The organism is Sporosarcina sp. Marseille-Q4063 (assembly GCF_018309085.1).
Classification (GTDB): Bacteria; Bacillota; Bacilli; order Bacillales_A; family Planococcaceae; genus Sporosarcina.
Genome location: NZ_CP070502.1, coordinates 2,628,107 through 2,645,474, shown reverse-complemented (window position 1 = coordinate 2,645,474; position 17,368 = coordinate 2,628,107). Strand labels below are relative to the sequence as shown.

The 17,368-nt window shown below is 41.3% G+C and carries 14 protein-coding genes and 1 riboswitch; of the genes, 2 read left to right on the top strand and 12 right to left on the bottom strand.

Annotated elements, in window-relative coordinates:
* The first annotated feature begins 32 nt into the window (after positions 1-32).
* Complete coding sequence (locus tag JSQ81_RS13750) at positions 33-1,526, top strand: glycine betaine uptake BCCT transporter (RefSeq protein WP_212604589.1); 1,494 nt, start codon at positions 33-35, stop codon at positions 1,524-1,526.
* 76 nt (positions 1,527-1,602) lie between these two features.
* Here JSQ81_RS13750 and JSQ81_RS13745 read toward each other — a convergent pair whose 3' ends face one another.
* The 5 genes from JSQ81_RS13745 to JSQ81_RS13725 form a co-directional block, all read right to left on the bottom strand.
* The gene (locus JSQ81_RS13745) at positions 1,603-2,589 is read right to left on the bottom strand and encodes a homoserine dehydrogenase (RefSeq protein WP_212604588.1); all 987 of its coding nucleotides are present in this window, start codon (positions 2,587-2,589) and stop codon (positions 1,603-1,605) included.
* Positions 2,547-3,620 carry a homoserine O-acetyltransferase MetX gene (locus JSQ81_RS13740; RefSeq protein ID WP_212604587.1) on the bottom strand — a complete coding sequence of 358 codons (1,074 nt, stop codon included), beginning with the start codon at positions 3,618-3,620 and terminating at the stop codon, positions 2,547-2,549. Before JSQ81_RS13740 ends, JSQ81_RS13745 begins: the two co-directional genes overlap by 43 nt.
* A gap of 27 nt (positions 3,621-3,647) precedes the next feature.
* Complete coding sequence (locus JSQ81_RS13735) at positions 3,648-4,940, bottom strand: O-acetylhomoserine aminocarboxypropyltransferase/cysteine synthase family protein (RefSeq protein WP_212604586.1); 1,293 nt, start codon at positions 4,938-4,940, stop codon at positions 3,648-3,650.
* 115 nt (positions 4,941-5,055) lie between these two features.
* A riboswitch (SAM riboswitch) is annotated at positions 5,056-5,171 on the bottom strand.
* A gap of 168 nt (positions 5,172-5,339) precedes the next feature.
* A complete protein-coding gene (locus JSQ81_RS13730; protein ID WP_212604585.1) occupies positions 5,340-6,698 on the bottom strand; it encodes an aspartate aminotransferase family protein in 1,359 nt (452 codons plus the stop codon).
* A 27-nt stretch (positions 6,699-6,725) separates the two neighbouring features.
* Positions 6,726-8,189 (bottom strand): CoA-acylating methylmalonate-semialdehyde dehydrogenase, encoded by a 1,464-nt coding sequence (locus tag JSQ81_RS13725; protein ID WP_212604584.1) that lies wholly within the window; start codon positions 8,187-8,189, stop codon positions 6,726-6,728.
* 150 nt (positions 8,190-8,339) lie between these two features.
* On the opposite strand from JSQ81_RS13725, the gene JSQ81_RS13720 reads away from it, so the two are divergent.
* Positions 8,340-9,983 carry a PucR family transcriptional regulator gene (locus JSQ81_RS13720; RefSeq protein ID WP_212604583.1) on the top strand — a complete coding sequence of 548 codons (1,644 nt, stop codon included), beginning with the start codon at positions 8,340-8,342 and terminating at the stop codon, positions 9,981-9,983.
* Positions 9,984-10,064: 81 nt separating this feature from the next.
* Here the strand turns inward: JSQ81_RS13720 and JSQ81_RS13715 are convergent, their stop codons facing one another.
* The 7 genes from JSQ81_RS13715 to JSQ81_RS13685 form a co-directional block, all read right to left on the bottom strand.
* Positions 10,065-11,690, bottom strand: a complete 1,626-nt coding sequence (locus tag JSQ81_RS13715) for an amidohydrolase (RefSeq protein WP_212607671.1) — start codon at positions 11,688-11,690, stop codon at positions 10,065-10,067.
* 36 nt (positions 11,691-11,726) lie between these two features.
* Positions 11,727-13,220, bottom strand: coding sequence for a sodium:solute symporter family protein (locus JSQ81_RS13710; RefSeq protein WP_212604582.1), 1,494 nt, complete (start codon positions 13,218-13,220; stop codon positions 11,727-11,729).
* A 30-nt stretch (positions 13,221-13,250) separates the two neighbouring features.
* The gene (locus tag JSQ81_RS13705) at positions 13,251-13,478 is read right to left on the bottom strand and encodes a hypothetical protein (protein ID WP_212604581.1); all 228 of its coding nucleotides are present in this window, start codon (positions 13,476-13,478) and stop codon (positions 13,251-13,253) included.
* Positions 13,479-13,545: 67 nt separating this feature from the next.
* Positions 13,546-14,832: a M20 family metallo-hydrolase gene (locus JSQ81_RS13700; RefSeq protein WP_212604580.1), complete on the bottom strand. Its 1,287-nt coding sequence runs from the start codon at positions 14,830-14,832 to the stop codon at positions 13,546-13,548.
* An 88-nt stretch (positions 14,833-14,920) separates the two neighbouring features.
* On the bottom strand, positions 14,921-15,406 hold the full coding sequence (locus JSQ81_RS13695) for a hypothetical protein (RefSeq protein WP_212604579.1): 486 nt from the start codon (positions 15,404-15,406) through the stop codon (positions 14,921-14,923).
* The gene (locus tag JSQ81_RS13690; protein WP_212604578.1) at positions 15,403-16,968 is read right to left on the bottom strand and encodes a sodium/proline symporter; all 1,566 of its coding nucleotides are present in this window, start codon (positions 16,966-16,968) and stop codon (positions 15,403-15,405) included. Before JSQ81_RS13690 ends, JSQ81_RS13695 begins: the two co-directional genes overlap by 4 nt.
* Complete coding sequence (locus JSQ81_RS13685; protein WP_212604577.1) at positions 16,965-17,117, bottom strand: hypothetical protein; 153 nt, start codon at positions 17,115-17,117, stop codon at positions 16,965-16,967. Before JSQ81_RS13685 ends, JSQ81_RS13690 begins: the two co-directional genes overlap by 4 nt.
* Positions 17,118-17,368 lie beyond the last annotated feature (251 nt).

Below are 17,368 nucleotides of genomic sequence, written 5' to 3'. Positions count from 1 at the left end.
TATGTCTAATCCGTATTTCTATAGGAGGAACTATGAGAAAAATATCAAATGTATTTTATATAACAATGGCACTGATCATATTGGCAGTTGGCTATGGCGCATTGGCCCCAGAGAGCTTTGAAGCAGTTACAACGACCATAAAAGACTTCGTTGCCTCAACGTTTGGCTGGTACTACATGGTGCTCATGTCATTCATGGTGGCGTTAAGCGTATTTATCATTTTAAGCCCGTACGGGAAAATCCGACTCGGGAAAGATTCTGATCGACCACAATTTTCCACGGTCACTTGGATTGCCATGTTGTTTTCTGCCGGTATGGGTATCGGACTTGTCTTCTACGGAGCAGCCGAGCCATTGTCCCACTACGCTGTCGATCCAGCGACAGCCGACCCTAATACGGCGGCAGCATTTAAAGAAGGATTGCGTTATTCATTTTTCCACTGGGGATTTCATGTTTGGGCTATGTATGCAATCGTTGCCCTATCACTAGCATTTTTCCAGTTCCGCAAAGGAGAACCGGGTTTAATCTCAGCGACATTGAAGCCTATTTTCGGTAAAAAGATGGAAGGTCCATGGGGTATTCTCGTCGATGTTCTTGCTGTTTTCGCTACAACGTTTGGGGTCGCTACTTCCCTCGGTTTCGGTGCAGTTCAAATTAATGCTGGTTTGAATTATCTATTTGGTGTGGAAATCGGGTTTTTGCCCCAGCTCGTTATTATTGCGGTTGTCACTGTTTTGTTCGTTTCATCGGCTTGGTCGGGACTTAGTCGAGGGATTAAATACTTATCCAATACGAATCTCGTTTTAGCGGTTGTGCTTCTATTATTCGTCCTTATTCTTGGACCGACATTGCTCATCCTGAATATGTTTACGGATTCCTTCGGCGGTTATTTGGCGAACTTTATTGAAATGAGTTTTCGAACAGCGCCGCTCAATGAAGGTAATCGGGAATGGCTAAATGGTTGGACGATATTCTACTGGTCATGGTGGATTGCTTGGGCACCGTTTGTTAGTATGTTTATCGCCCGCGTATCAAAAGGACGTACAATTCGGGAGTTTCTAATCGGGGTTTTACTCGCGCCGACAATTCTAGGGGCTTTCTGGTTGTCAACATTCGGTACAACAGCAGTTAATATTCAAAGGACAGGTGCACGTGATTTAGCCAAATCGTCGACTGAGCTAACTGTTTTTGAAATGTTTAGCGTGATGCCTTGGCCATGGGTCTTGTCAATCATTGCAGTCTTGTTAATCGCTTCATTCTTTATTACTTCCGCGGACTCCGCGACATTCGTTCTTGGCATGCAGTCAACATACGGTTCGTTAACACCGCCAAATGCAGTGAAGCTTGGTTGGGGGGCCATTCAGTCGACAATTGCTGTCATCCTATTATCCGTAAACGGTTTAACTGCTTTGCAGAACACGATCATTATTGCAGCATTGCCGTTCTCGTTCATTATATTACTGATGGTTTTCTCGTTACTTAAAGGGCTTAAAGCGGAAATGCTTTTAATGAAGAGAAGAAAATAACAAAACGACTTACATTTTGTTTCTTAAAATGTAAGTCGTTTTTTCGTCTAGCTCCAGGCGCCTTGCGCTTTTGTTCTTAACTCGGAATAAGTACTTTTTCGCGTTTTCCCACAATGTGAAGAAAATCGCTAATCATTGCGCTTGCCGTCGGGTACATTCCCGCGCCTGGTCCGATAAGTGTTAGTGCACCGAGGTATTCAGTATCAACGATGATTGCATTGTCCACGCCATCAACCCCGTAGAGCGGATGCTCTGGACCAATCAGAACCGGGCCGACGCTTCCTGAAAGGATTCCGTTTTCGTCGATTGAAATGTCTGCGATATGTCGATAACGAAGACCTTTTTCCGTTGCAATTAAAACATCGTTAGCATGGATTTTGTCAATCCCACTGATGGCGATATCATCCCACTTCGGCTGCCGCCCGAATGCTAAATCACTCAAAATCATTAGTTTTCGAAACGCATCCTTCCCGCCGATATCATCGGACGGATCCGCTTCTGCAAAACCTTTCGCCTGTGCTTCTTCAAGCGCGACTTCAAACGGAACGTTGTCTTGCCTCATTTTCGTTAAGATAAAGTTTGAGGTGCCGTTTAATATTCCTTGAATACGTTGAACCCGGTCTGCCTTCAATAGGTTTTCGAGCGTACGAATGATCGGTACCCCACCAGCTGTTGTCGCTTCGAACCCGATTTTCACATCGTGTTTTTCTGCTTGCGCTATTAATGCTGGACCATGTTTAGCAAACATCGTTTTGTTTGCAGTGATCACATTTATTCCTTTCGAGATTGCTTTCGAAAGATACTTGAATGCGGGCTCTTCTCCGATGATTGCTTCAAATATAAGGTCTATATCGGGATCTGCAAAAACATCTTGAATGGAATCTGTAATTTTGATGCCAGGCGTTTCGATTCTTTTCTTTTCAACATCACGAACTACTATTGACGAAATCTCGATTGCATAACCCGTTTGCAACTTAATTTCGTTCTTTTTTTCATTTAAAATTCGGTATACGCCTTCACCTACAGTACCGAAGCCAAGTATAGCGACTTTGATTGTCGACAAGTTGCCACCTCCATGGACTGTTTGATGAAAAGTCCCCATTTATTATATTCCGTTAAAAATCCATCATGACCAAATTCCGTATTAATCAAACAAAAATTAGAATTCGTCAATTGATGAGCGAATGCTCGAATTGATTCTGGCGGATAGATTAAATCATGCGTGAATCCCAGCATGACTGTTTTCGCTTTGATTTGTTTTGCCGCTTCTCGAATTCCACCTCTGCCGCGTCCTAGGTCATGCGTGTTCATGGCACGGAGCAGTGTGCAGTAGCTATTTGGGTCAAAATGCGTCGCGATCTTTTTCCCAATGTGATGAAGATACGACTCGACTTCGTACTCACCGCTATTCGATTCATCGCGCGCAAAACGCTCATTGAATAATTGACTGGACCGATACGTCACCATTCCAGCCATACGGGCTGTCTCGAATCCCTTTACGTCAGCCGGTTCTCCGTAATTTCCATTAGCAAAGTCTTCATCACTCTCAATCGCATGTAATCCAATGCAGTTAAAAGCAATTCCATATGCGCTCAGAGACGGCGTTACCGCAAGCGGCAATAAAAGATCCATATCATCTGGATAAAGGATACCCCATTCCAAAACACGCATGCCACCGAGTGAACCGCCAATTACTGTATGCAATTTATCGATTCCAAGAACCGATAGCGCTTTTCGCTCCGCATAAACCATGTCTCGTATTGAAATTTCCGGAAATTGCTGCCGATACGGTAGGTTTGTCTTGGGGTTGATTGATAAAGGACCTGTAGATCCATCACAACCGCCAAGAACATTAAACGAAATAACGGAAAAGTTATTCGAGTCAATGCTTTTTCCGTCGCCCACTAAACCATTCCACCAACCCGGCTTATCCTCCGTACCGATAACTTTATGGTTACCGGTTAATGCATGACAGACAAGCACAGTTGGCGCGTTTTCAACTTTTGCCCATTCGTAAGCGAGATGGACTTGGTCGAGCACAACACCAGACTCCAACAGCAAATTTCCAATCTCTACAATTCCAGTCTCTACCATGGTCTCACCTCGTTTACTATCTTCAAATTATTGTGCAGCAACTGGAACAGCTTTTTCAATTGCTTGTGCAAGATCCGCAATGATATCATCCACGGATTCAAGCCCCACTGCCAAGCGGATTAATTCTTCTGTAACGCCTGATTTCTTCAAGTCTTCTGGTCCAAGTTGTTGATGCGTAGTTGAAGCCGGGTGAATAATTAGTGATTTCGCATCTCCAACGTTTGCGACATGAGACCAGATATTGACGTTATCAATAACTTTACGTCCCGCCTCACGACCGCCTTTAATACCGAAGTTGACGATGGATCCGAAACCGTTTTTCAAATACTTCTTCCCTAATTCGTAAGATGGGTGTTCTTCAAGACCGTTGTACGTGACCCATTCAACGGAAGGATGTTCCTTCAGATATTTTGCAACTTCCAGTGCGTTTTCGTTATGTTTCGGTACTCGTAAATGTAATGTTTCTAGTCCTTGCAGGAAATTAAATGCATTGTCCGGGCTCAAGCATGGTCCGAAATCGCGTAATAGTTGCACGCGAAGCTTCGTTGCAAATGCTGCTGCCGCTGCATCAATCCCGTAACGAAGACCATGGTATGTTTCATCTGGCTCAGTAAATCCAGGGAACTTGCCCTTAGTCCAATCAAATTTACCCGCATCTACAACGACGCCGCCGATTGATGTCCCGTGTCCGCCAATCCATTTCGTCGCGGAATGAATGACAACATCTGCACCAAACTCGATCGGATTGCTGCCGTACGGTGTTGAAAACGTGCTATCGACTAGAAGTGGAATATCGTTTTCATGTGCAATGTTCGCCACCGCTTCGATATCAAGAACATGCAAACTTGGATTTGCGATTGATTCTGCAAAGAGTCCTTTTGTTTTATCTGTAATCGCCGCACGGAAGTTTTCTGGATTCGTCGCGTCAACAAATTTAACGTTTATTCCGTAACGTGGAAGTGTTACAGCAAATAGATTGTATGTGCCCCCGTATAAGTTTTCCGCAGCAATAATTTCATCGCCAGCACCCGCAATATTTAAGATTGAAAAAGCAATTGCCGCCATTCCTGAAGAAAGCCCTACTGCAGCCGTTCCGCCTTCAAGCAAAGCGATGCGCTGTTCGAATACATCAACTGTAGGATTTGTAATTCGCGTATAAATATTTCCTGCTTCTTTTAGCCCGAATAAGTTTTGTGCATGTTCTGTATCACGAAAAACGAATGATGTCGTTCTATGAATTGGCACCGCGCGCGATCCCGTATTCGGATCTGGTTCTTGCCCACCGTGCAATAGTTGTGTTTCTGGTTTTAAGTTTGTCATTTTTCATTACCTCCAAGTTTTTTGTTTGATGGAAGTGCAGTGACGATTGGGGAAATTTTAAATAAAAAATAACCCCCTTCGTGTAAGAAGAGGGTTATGCTTTCGCTAATTCCTCCTCTCATCTTTCAGATCGTTTGCACGAATCTGTAGGAAGTAGCACCTTTGCAAGTTGGACGCTTGCTGGTTGCCGGGCATCGCAGGGCCTAATCCCTCCGCCGCTCTAGATAAGAGTATGATTGATTCTGTTTTCCATCTTGTTACACAGTATAGAACTGACTATACAGAAAAGTCAAGGGATTTATAAAAATAAGTTTCAGAGTCTAGTGTTAATTAATTATTCATTCCTCACGACAGCCTATTTTCCAATGTAAAAAGAGGTGGATATCCACCCCTTTTTATTTATTGATTTTCTGCAAACACCTTTTTCAACACTGTAATAATAAAGTCAAAATCCTCATCCGTACAGGACAGCGGCGGGCTAAGCGCAACGATATTGTTGAATCCGGCAACGGTATCACCGTTTCTTCCAACGATAAGCCCATTCGCCTTACAATCCCCGATAATTTTTGCAACACGCTCGTTCGTCGCTGGCTCCCTCGTTTCTTTATCTTCAACAAGTTCAATCCCTAATAGGAAACCTAGTCCTCGGATATCGCCTACAAACGGATGATCTTTCAAGTTAGCCAATTCTTTTTGGAGTCGTTCGCCAAGTTCAGCCGAACGTTCAAAAAGGTTTTCGGTTTCCATAATTTCGATATTCTTTAATGCCAAGGCACAAGCCGCCGGGTTCCCGCCAAATGTATTTATGTGACGAAGATGACTATTTTCCTCGCCTGTATCAAACTTTTCGTAAATATCTTTTCGAACAGCCGTGACGGACAAAGGCAAGTAAGCGCTCGTGAGTCCTTTAGCCATGGTAATGATATCCGGCTTCAGTTTAAAATGTTGATGTCCAAATGCCTTTCCAGTCCGTCCGAAACCACAAATGACTTCGTCAATTATGAGCAACACGCCGTGTCGGTCGCATATTTCTTGTACTTTTTCAAGGTAAACCGGATGCGGGATTAGTACGCCGCCCCCCGTAATAAGCGGCTCCATAATGATTCCCGCAATCGTTTCTTTTTGCTCCCAGATAATTTTCTCTTCAAACTCTTGCGCACGTTGAATATTATACTCTTCAACTGATTGCCCCTTTGGACGACGGTAATTATCCGGCGGAGCGACGTGCAGGAATCCAGGTGCAAGCGGTTCGTATTTGTATTTACGCAGCGCTTGACCTGTTGCCGCTAATGCGCCCATCGAACTTCCGTGGTAAGCCCGGTACCGTGAAATGAACTTATAGCGGGATGGATCTCCATTTTGCTGGTGGTATTGACGCGCAATCTTGAATGCTACCTCATTGGCATCCGATCCACTGTTCGAATAAATGATTTTGTAATCGTCGCCAAGCATTTCATTTAACTTTTCAGCCAGTTTAATGGCCGGTTCATGGCTTTGTGTCATCGGCGCATACGCCATCTTTAACATTTGATCGTATGCGACTTTTGCTAATTCCTCACGACCATACCCGACGTTAACAGCCCAAAGTCCAGCCATCCCGTCAAGGTAACGGTTGCCTTCATGATCCGTAATCCAAGCCCCTTCCCCACTTTCCCAAACCATTGGCGGATTCTTTTCATTGTAGGCGGAAATATGATGCCAAACGTTTTCCCGATCTTTTTCAACTAAGGATTTTGTTTCACCTTTAACTGTCGTCATTACTTCTACCCCCTTCAATATTTTTTATTAGTGACGTGCTGTCAACATTTTCTTTCTTGTGTAAAATTCAATGCCATCGCGCCCGTTTGCATGCAGATCACCATAGAATGATTTTTTGTAACCAGAGAACGGGAAGAATGCCATCGGTGCTGGAACCCCGAGATTTACGCCTAACATCCCTGCATCAATTTCTTCTCTAAATTGGCGAATAGCTTTTGCACTATCTGTAAATAAACATGCCCCATTCGCAAATTCAGACTCATTCGCGAGTTCGATAGCTTCTTCTAAAGTCTCAACTCTGACTACAGAAAGAACTGGCGCGAAAATTTCTTCTTTCCAAATTTTCATTTCCGTTGTCACATTGTCGAAGATTGTCGGACCCACAAAATATCCACCTTCAGAAGTCGATTCATCACCTCGCCCATCGCGCAGAAGCTTGGCACCTTCTTCAATACCTGATTCGATATAACTGAGCGTTTTGTCTTTATGTGAATCTCTGATAACCGGTCCAAGGAAGATTCCATCTTCCAATCCGTTTCCAATTGTCATTTTATTCGACTCATCTACCAGTCTTTCAACCAGTTCATCTGCAACATCTCCAACCGCGACGACAACTGCACACGCCATACACCTTTCTCCCGCTGAGCCAAATGCTGCATTAATAATGTTTGTGACCGTCAAGTCCATATCTGCGTCTGGCATAACAATTGTATGGTTTTTAGCGCCCGCTAACGCTTGAACTCTTTTGCCGTTAGAAGTACCCGTTTTATAAACGTACTCCGCGACCGGCTGTGATCCAACAAACGACACCGCTGGAATATCCGGGTGGCTAAGAATGCCGTTCACGACGTCATGTGCACCGTGTACAATATTGAAAACCCCATCTGGAAGACCCGCTTCTTTAAGAAGCTCTGCTAGTCGATTAGCTAAAAGTGGCGTTCTTTCCGACGGTTTTAGAATGAACGTATTTCCGCTAGCGATTGCAAGCGGGAACATCCAGCAAGGCACCATCATCGGGAAGTTAAAAGGCGTAATCCCTCCAATTACTCCAATTGGATAACGATACATACCTGATTCAATATTCGTTGCGATATCCGGAAGCTGTTGCCCCATCATCAGTGTCGGCGTGCCAGCTGCAAACTCGACACACTCAATGCCGCGAAGCACTTCGCCATACGCTTCGTTATAATTTTTTCCGTTTTCGATTGTAATCAGCTTCGCAAGCTCTTCCCAGTTTTCAGTTAACAATTGCTGATACTTGAATAAAATTCGAGAGCGCTGAGGAACCGCAACTTTTTTCCATGAAGCGAATGCTTTTTTCGCCGCTTGAACCGCCTGCTCCAAATCTTCTTGCGTTGAAATTGGTACTTCCGCCAATATTTCGCCAGTAGCCGGGTTTGGCACCTCTTCATATTTATCTGTTGTCGATTTTACCCATTGTCCATTGATGAAATTTGAAAGCGTTTTCTTTTCTATTGCCGTAACACTCATTTCTATTCCTCCTATTCTACTTTTCTTGCTAGTTCTTGCAATTTTCGATACACTTCATATTATATCTTACGAATAATTCGGATAATTGTCATTTTACATAATGTAAAATCATTTGTTTATTATTTTAACGTTTTGGAGGGAATAGCTGCTGTGAATGAATTAAAACTAACTGTTAGGGGCGTCCTTGCCCGTGAAACATTCAAATGCGCAAAAGTGATTGCGGGTGCTAAAGGTTTGGATAGACAAGTTAAATGGTCTCACATACTTGAAACAAAAGAATTCGAGTCGCTTATAAACGGCGGAGAATTAATCCTAACGACTGGGGTTGGTTTACAACTCGACCTCGCTTCTCAGACAAAATATATAAAGAGACTAATAGAAAAAGATGTCGCAGGAATTTGTATAGAGATTGGATCAAGTTTCAAGGAGGTACCGGCAGAAATAATAGCATTAGCCGATGAGTTCGATTTTCCGATCATCTTGTTCGAGGAAATCGTGAAGTTTGTCGACATTACCCAAGACCTTCATACATTCATCATTAACCAACACCATCAAATGCTTTCTCAACTCGATACACTATCAAGAAAATTCATTTCATTATCGCTTACACATAACGGGATTTTGAAAATCCTTCAAGAATTACACGAACTCTTCCAACAAAACACCTTTTTCATAAGTGATAATATGAAACCTTATTATTATCCATCTGAATGTAAGGACATAGAAGTTTCCATTCGTGACACGATTGAAATGTCGTCAATGACTCATACAGAACAAGGAATCATTAAATTAGGTGATCGCAAATTTGCACTCATGCCTGTTCGCGGTTTGGGGCAGACTTGGGGGTATTTATGTTTGCAAATAAAACAGCCAATGGCTAAGGATTTTTTATTTTTACTGCTGGATCGTGCTGCCCTTGCAATCGCACAAATCTTATTGCGGAACCGTACAATTGAAGAACGTAAACAAAATATGGAGGATGTGCTCGTCCGCAATTTATTGAGCGGTCGTGAATATGAACAGGAGGACATACATTCCTACTTACCCACCCCAAGTCGCAATATGCATTTCAGAGTATTTATCATTCATTTAGATTTTCTGGAAACAAATCTTAGCGAAGAGGACTGGGAGGAAATAAAGCTTCAAAGGTCAATGATGATTCGCTCTCTTTTTAAAAGAAACGGCTTTTTTCCTGCGGTTTCAACGAGAAAAAACGAAATTGCGGTTATTGCTTCTTTTATCGCTGCCGATCATTTGAAAAATGAGACCGATAGATTCTCACAAATCATAACAAACATTACTGGCATGGAAGAAAACAACTTTATCGAGGGAAGTAAATGTACCTTTGGCGTGAGCGCAGTATACCATGATATTACTGACGCCCGGACAGGATACGAAGAAGCTTGTAAAGTGCTAGAATTACATCTATTTCAAGTCACTAAAACGAACTTTTACGAAAATCTAGGAATATATAGACTCCTACTATTTTTAAAGGAAAGTAACTATCTTGAAAAATACGTGAATGAATACTTGTCGCCCGTGCTTGATTACGACCGAGAGACAGACGGTAACCTCTTCGAAACTCTCAGCGTTTATCTTAAATGTAGCGGATCGAAAAAAGAAACCTCGGATCGCTTATTTATTGTAAGGCAAACACTGTACCATCGACTTGAAAGGTTAGAAACGCTATTGGGTAAAGACTTTATGGAACCTTCGAATCGGTTGGCTTTTGAAGTGGCAATAAAGGCGTATGAGCTATTGGGAAAAAGTTCGAATTATAATAATACCTTGTGAACTAAATAAACAGCCCAACGCTGAAACTCGGTAGATTTGAAAAGCCGCCATTGCTTGATAAGAAACAATGGCGGCTGTTATTTAAATAATGTTAGAACTAACTTTCTCGAATAAAATCTCGCCATCTATCATTGTCATTTCGACTTGTAGATTTTTAATTTTATCTTTGTCACTATTTAAGATACTATCACTCAAAACGACAATATCCGCTAATTTCCCTACTTCTATGCTTCCTTTTACATTTTCATCAAAACTAGCATATGCCCCATTTAACGTATATGCTTTTATCGCTTCCAAAACCTCAATTCGCTGATTACTTCCAACATCGATGCCGGTTCTACTTTTCCGATTAACTGAAGCATGTATCCCTAATAATGGATTGCAAAAGGTCACGGGAGAATCTGATGCAAAGGCCGCCGGTATCGATTCATCAATATAGTCTCTCGCCGGATACATCATCTCGACGCGGCTTCCGTAATTTTTAATATACGAATCACCATTCACATACATGAATACTGGATTTGGAACGATTACTACATCTAATTCTTTCATTCTCTTTAGTAAGTCCGGAGGAGCAATACCTGCATGCTCAATCCGATGTCGGTGATTGACACGTGGATGCTTTTGCAAAGCATCTTCAATACAATTAAGAAGCATTTCAATTGCACGGTCACCTTGAGCATGCGCGGTTATTTGAAATCCTTTTTCATGAGCCTCACCTAAGATCCCATTAATTTCTTCCTGATTATAATATAGAATTCCAGTATCCGCCGGGTCGCTATCGTATGGTGTGCGGGTAGCAATTGTTGGGCCTGTACTACTCCCATCCGTAAAAATTTTGGCAGGACCAATTTTAAACTTTTCGTCACCAAGTCCTGTGACAATACCTGCATCAATCATAGTCCTAATAAAAGACTTGGAATTTGTTAAGGAACCTATCATCGCATAAATTCGAATCTTAACATCCCCTGATGCAACATTTTGTTGCATTACTCGGAGTATATCGGGACCTGAACCGTACCCACCAGCGTCATGAACACTTGTAATACCTGCTTCAATAAAGGTGTTTGAAGCTAGCTTCATCGCCTTCTTCAATTCTTGATCATTATAAGAAGCTACATTGAAGAGTTCCATATGAGCATTTTCAACAAGTTTTCCCGTTAATTCACCTGAATAGTCTTTCTCAACGATTCCGCCCTTTGGACTTTCCGCCTGCTCCGTATATCCTGCCAGTTCCAATGCTTTACTATTGGCAATCGATGTATGATTACAGGTTCGGATAATTACGATTGGATGATCCGTGGAAATTAAGTCAAGCTCTTCTTTTGTTGGAAATCGCTTTTCGACTACATTATTTTCATCGAACCCCCAAGCCCTTACCCATTCACCACTCTTGGTATTCGATACTTTCATTTTTATATCTTTGAATATATCCTCAAGTGATTTTATATGCGGCTCTACACAACTAACACCGAGTAGATTCGTTCCGTATATTGTCAAATGCAAATGGGCGTCTATAAAACCCGGTAGCAAGGATTTTCCTTCTAAGTCAATAACCTTTGTTTCAGCATCAATAAATGATGCGAGCTCTTTACCTGATCCAACTGCAACAATTTTATTTCCGTTGATAGCCACGGCTTCTTGAATTTGGTTGTCGCGATTCGAAGTAATAACTTCACCATTTATGAATACAACTGTCGCCTTAATGTTGACTCCCCCCATATTAAGTATTTCTTATGCAATTTATTTAGGAGCCGCCTCCGGATGATACTCCGCATTGTAATTATTACGTGCATCCACAAAACGCTCGACAACATCCGTGTCTTTTCTCTTTAACAATAAACTAAGTGATACGAAAATTATTACGTTTATTATTAAAGCCCAGACGCCTGCATGAAATCCAAATGGAGCAGACGTAAATGCAGGAATAAATGTCAATGCTACAACAGTTAAAACTCCTGCCGATAGGCCCCATATTGCTGCAGTCGGGTGAGATTTCCTCCAACTAATCGCCCCGATTGTCGGTACAATCAATTGAGCGGTACCGGCTAAAGCTGCTATTCCAATCGTAATTAAGACACCTGGTACGACAAGCGCCATAAAATATGCAATTAATGAAAATAGCACAAGAGACCAACGTCCAACTTTTATAATACTTTCCTGACTGGCCTTTGGATTCATATAGCGTTGATAAATATCTAACGTCACAATTGTAGATACCGCATGAATTTGTGAATTAGCAGTTGACATGGCTGCGGCGGCACCAGCTGCTAATATTAGTGAAGCCAATGCAAATGGTGCGTGCTTCGTTAACATAATTGGTAAAATATGATCTGGATTTTCTACACCCGGCTCTAATATCACGCCAGAATAGCCTGTTAGGACTGAACCGATGTAGGCAATTGCTGCCAAACCAAGTAAAAAGGGCATTAAGTTGAATAATTGACCACTTTTAACAGAATACATTCTTAGCCAAATTTGTGGTCCCATAAATGCACCGATTGCTGTGATTAAAAATAATGAAAACCACATTGAATATCCCATACTACCGAGCGGTCCAGGCATTGTTAAATGACTTGAGTGTTCACTTACCATTTGTCCAAACATAGCAACAGGCCCGCCAAGCTTTTGGGCAATATAAAAACCTGCAAAAATCATTCCAAAAAACAATAATGCTCCATATATAATATCTGTCCAAGCAACCGCCCGAATTCCTCCAACCCAGACATAAATAACGATTATTAAATAGAATAAGAAAGCAGATAACCAAAAAGGAATTAATCCACCTGATGCAATTTCAATTAAATAAGCCCCTCCCATCAACTGGATCTGTAAGTAGGGAATCGTAAAAACCAGCATTATTCCTGCAACAATTATTCGAAGTAATTCATTATTATAAAAATCTCCTAGCAGGTCAGAAGCGGTGATATAATTAAACTTCTTACCTAAAAACCATACTCGCTTTCCTACTGAGAAGTACATATAGCCGAATAAAAGATTCCAAGCTAAAGCCGTCAAATAGACTGGGCCATGTACATAAAAAGTAGCATTTGAGCCTAAAAAAGCAAAAGCACTCCACCATGTGGCTGAAACCGTAAAGAATACTGCAATACTTCCCATACCCCGACCTTGAATAAAGAAATCCTCACTTGTATTAGTAGATTTATTAGCCGCTAAAAAACCAACTAGCAACGGTATAATCATAAACGCAGCAATAATTAATAGACCAGCTGTCATCTAAATTCCCCTTTCACATATCACTTACATTTAATTAGTTTTTGTTTCACTACCCCAGTTTATTAAATAGCCAATTAGAAATAAGACTGTTAAAGCAAACCACCAGATTAAGGTCCAAAAAAGTAGAAAAGGTATTCCTAAAATAATAGGTTCAATTTTATTTGCCAATAAAACCATTGGTGATTCCATCATAATAAAGCAAAGAATGATTAAACTATAAAGCAGTATCTTTTTGCCAGGAACTCTAGTTTTAGACATCCATATCCAACCTTTCTCTTAAAGTTTTATTCACAGTTGCCGATCGTCGCATTGTAGCTATCGATCATCAAACAGTTTCTTGAATTCTGCCACTTGCTAAAACGATGTCTTTTTGTGTTGCGATATTAACCATTGTTCGATAAAACAGTTCTGTTCCGAGCGCAATATCTTCAGGTGAAGAATACTCTTTTGGATTATGACTAATTCCATCCTTAGATCTAACGAAAATCATTCCGTAGTCACAAACGTAAGACATCGCGAGTGAATCGTGAAATGGACCGCTCATTAGCTCTGGAGGATTGAGTCCCATATTCTTGCTTTCAGTTCTCATCACATTCTTTATTTTCTCACTACAGAAACGCGGTTCATTCCTCGTGTCTTCCGATATTGTATAGGTTAGCCCATGCATTTCAGCAACTTTTTCAAACTCAATTAATAACTCTTTTTCAATTTCATCTCTTCTTCGTTCATCTATATCTCGTAAATCCATTGTAAACCTCACCTTTTCAGGAATAATATTCCGTGAGTCTGGGAATACTTCCAAACTACCAACCGTTCCAACAGTTGGTGCTCCAGGGATTTTCGCGGCAAGCTCGTTCAACTTAACGATAATCTTTGCTGCTCCAACAAGTGCATCTTGTCGCATCGGCATCGGCACGGATCCTGCATGTCCAGCAAGACCTGTAAATTCTACCGTCTGCCATAGTGGTCCAGATATTCCTGTTACAATACCGACCGCTTCCCCTTGTGCTTCTAACACCGGACCTTGCTCAATATGTAGCTCTAAAAAAGCTGCAATTGTTGTTGGGTCGTACTCTGAATCTGCGAATCTATTAGGCTCACAACCAAATTCAATTAATGCATCCCTTCTTGTCATGCCGTCTTTATCTTTTCTATCTAGCTCCCCATCTTCCAATTCCCCTAGAATCCCCCTTACTCCAAAAAGCCCTTTATTAAATCGACTTCCTTCCTCATCCGAAAAAGCCACCAGTTCAATTGGAAGCGTTGGAGTTATATTTTGTTTTTTCATGGTTTGAATTGCTTCTAGAGCCCCCAATACACCGAGAACACCGTCGAATCTCCCCCCGTAAGGTTGCGAATCAATATGGGATCCAACCATTAGTATTTTTTCATCGGAGTATTCACCGTCCCATCTTCCAATTAAATTACCAAAGTTATCAATTCTTGTTTCGAGTCCAACCTCTTCCATCCAGCCTTTCACTTTTAGAACAGCTTCTTTATCTTTCGACGAATGAGCAAGTCTAGAAACACCAGTGCTTCCTAACTTTCCAATTTGAGATAATTCAAAAATCCGATTATTTAAGCGCTCCGAATTTATTGTTAACACTTTCATTTTTATCCTCCTCGTCTAATTACTATTTCCTTTACGCCCTCTTTACGTATCATAAAAATCCCTTTCAACGTCGAATGCTTATCGCCTTCTACAGCGGATGATAACTTCCGCTAATCGCATCGACAATCAATTGGTGTTGACCTTGCTCTTCTTGGTCATATTTCGCCAACCAAAATGGACGATAAAATAGCGTACAACTCAACAACTTTATTTCAGGTATCGTAATAAATTTGGCTTTTGATGAAGCATTTTCAAAAACAAACTTATCCGCTATCTCCCTTGCCTTTTCCTCACAAACCTGAACCTCAGGCACAATCTCCATTTCAATCTTGCGTTGTAAAAATTCCGGCTGTACATCTACTATTGCTCCCCGGCCTTCGAGGGCATCAATTGTACAACCTACCTTTCCCTTAAACCTTAGTAAACTTTTAGCATTCACTTCATATTCAAAAAAATAATAAGGGTAAAATATTAAATTACTAATCCGAACTTCTGATTTCTTATCATATTGTCGCAATCCAAGTAGCACATCCTGTTCAACAAAAGATATTTCTTGTGTCAATAATGTGCTCATGAGTAAAGATCCTCCTTTTCCTTTGCTAGGAGATTTGAAATACTTCTAGCTTCGGGTGCTAAATCTCTAGAGATGTTTTTGTCGAAGTCTTGTGTAAAGGTACGCTTCCTTCTTGACTCTTCAAATACCTCTTGTATTTCCCCTGAAGGTTGGCGACCAAATTGACTACCAATAACCATCCCGGCAATGGACACTAGCAAACCAGCTAAAAATGGATGTAGCCCGGTCACGCCTTCCAACTCCATAGATGTCCAGATAATATTTGTAGATGCTCCACCAATCATTGCACATAGACACCCGATATAGTTGGCTTTTTTCGAATAAACGGAAGCCACGTAAGGTACCAGAAAACTGTTCCCAAGAGTCCCGAAAGCAAAAACAACTAATGCAAAAATGGAAGGCGGTTCATAGATTGCTACAATTACGCCAACAATCCCCCCGGCTAGAATACATAGCCTAGAAACAAGGACCATTGTTTTTTGACTTGCGTTTTTATTGATGAATCTTTGATAAATATCACGAGATAAAATAGAACCCGCCTGCATCAGTATTGAGTCTGCGGTAGACATAACTGCTGACATAATTGCTGATAATAGAAGCGCGGCAAAAATACCAGGAAACAGTGTATAAGCTAACTCTGTTATGACCATTTCTGGATCCGCAATAGTTGGCAAAAGAATGATACCGATAAGCCCTAGAATATATGGAACAAAGATAAAGAACTGGTTCCAAATAGCTCCGATCAACACCGCACCTTTAACCGTTTTAGTACTTTTCATTGACATATGTCTAACAACAACATGAGGAAGCCCCATATAACCTATTGAGTAGATAAGAATAGCACCCAATACGACGCCCCATTGACCGTAAAAGGCCAGACCTTTCCCCCAGATACTTAAATAGGTTGGATCAATTTTTGCTAGGGAATCGTTAAGTCCGGATAAGCCGCCGACGTGGAAGTATGCCAAGACTCCAATACCAACAACTCCAAAAACCATAATAAGGCCCTGTACAAAGGATGTATATGCAACAGCCAAGTATCCACCCGCAACTGTGTAAATTAAAATTACACTAATACCAATAATCAATGACAATTCGTATGTAAACCCGGTAAGTGTTGCCATTGCTTTTCCCGCGGCTATGAATTGCGCACAAACGTATCCGAAAAGGAAAACTATTGAAATTACGGATCCTACGACGCGTACACTAGCGCTTTCAAATCTTTTTTCCAAGTATTCAATTGGCGAAAGCGCTCCTAGTCTTTCCGACATTCTTCTCATACGTTTTCCTAAAACAGAAAGGTTAATAATCGAACCACCTGCATCACCAATCGCATACCAAACTGCATACCAACCATATTTGAAGGCCATGGCAGGTGCGCCCATAAACATAAAACCACTCATTGCGGTAGTCTGCATCGTCATAGCTGTAACAGCAGGACCAAGTGATCTACCGCCAAGTAAATATTGTTCGGTTGATTCTGCCGATTTACGCGAAAACCAAAGCCCGATGCTCAAAAGAACCCCTAAATAGATTATAAAAATTATTCCATCTAAGCTCATGACTCAGCCTCCCCTTGTCTACTTCTTTCTTCTTGGTCCTCTAAATCATCTTCTTTTTTCATCTTAAAATACATAAATAAGGCCAACCCAACCCAAATGAATGGCCATGGAACAATCAGCCAAAATGTTTCCGCTGGTAAGTTGAACATTTCTTCACCCCGTCCCGTAATGTTTCATAAATAGTAAACTTGTAAATTATATCCCGATTAAACAACTTTCATAGTGCTACTTTATGTAATTTGTGGTCCCTCCTCTTTAGTTCCCTCAGTAGTCACTGCACAACCGCATGAGTGAAACCGCTTACATTGAGGTTTATTAAATAACATAATATAGAGTTTATTATAAAGATTGAAATTAATCTTTTGACATAATGTAAAATTGGTTCCTCTTATATTATACT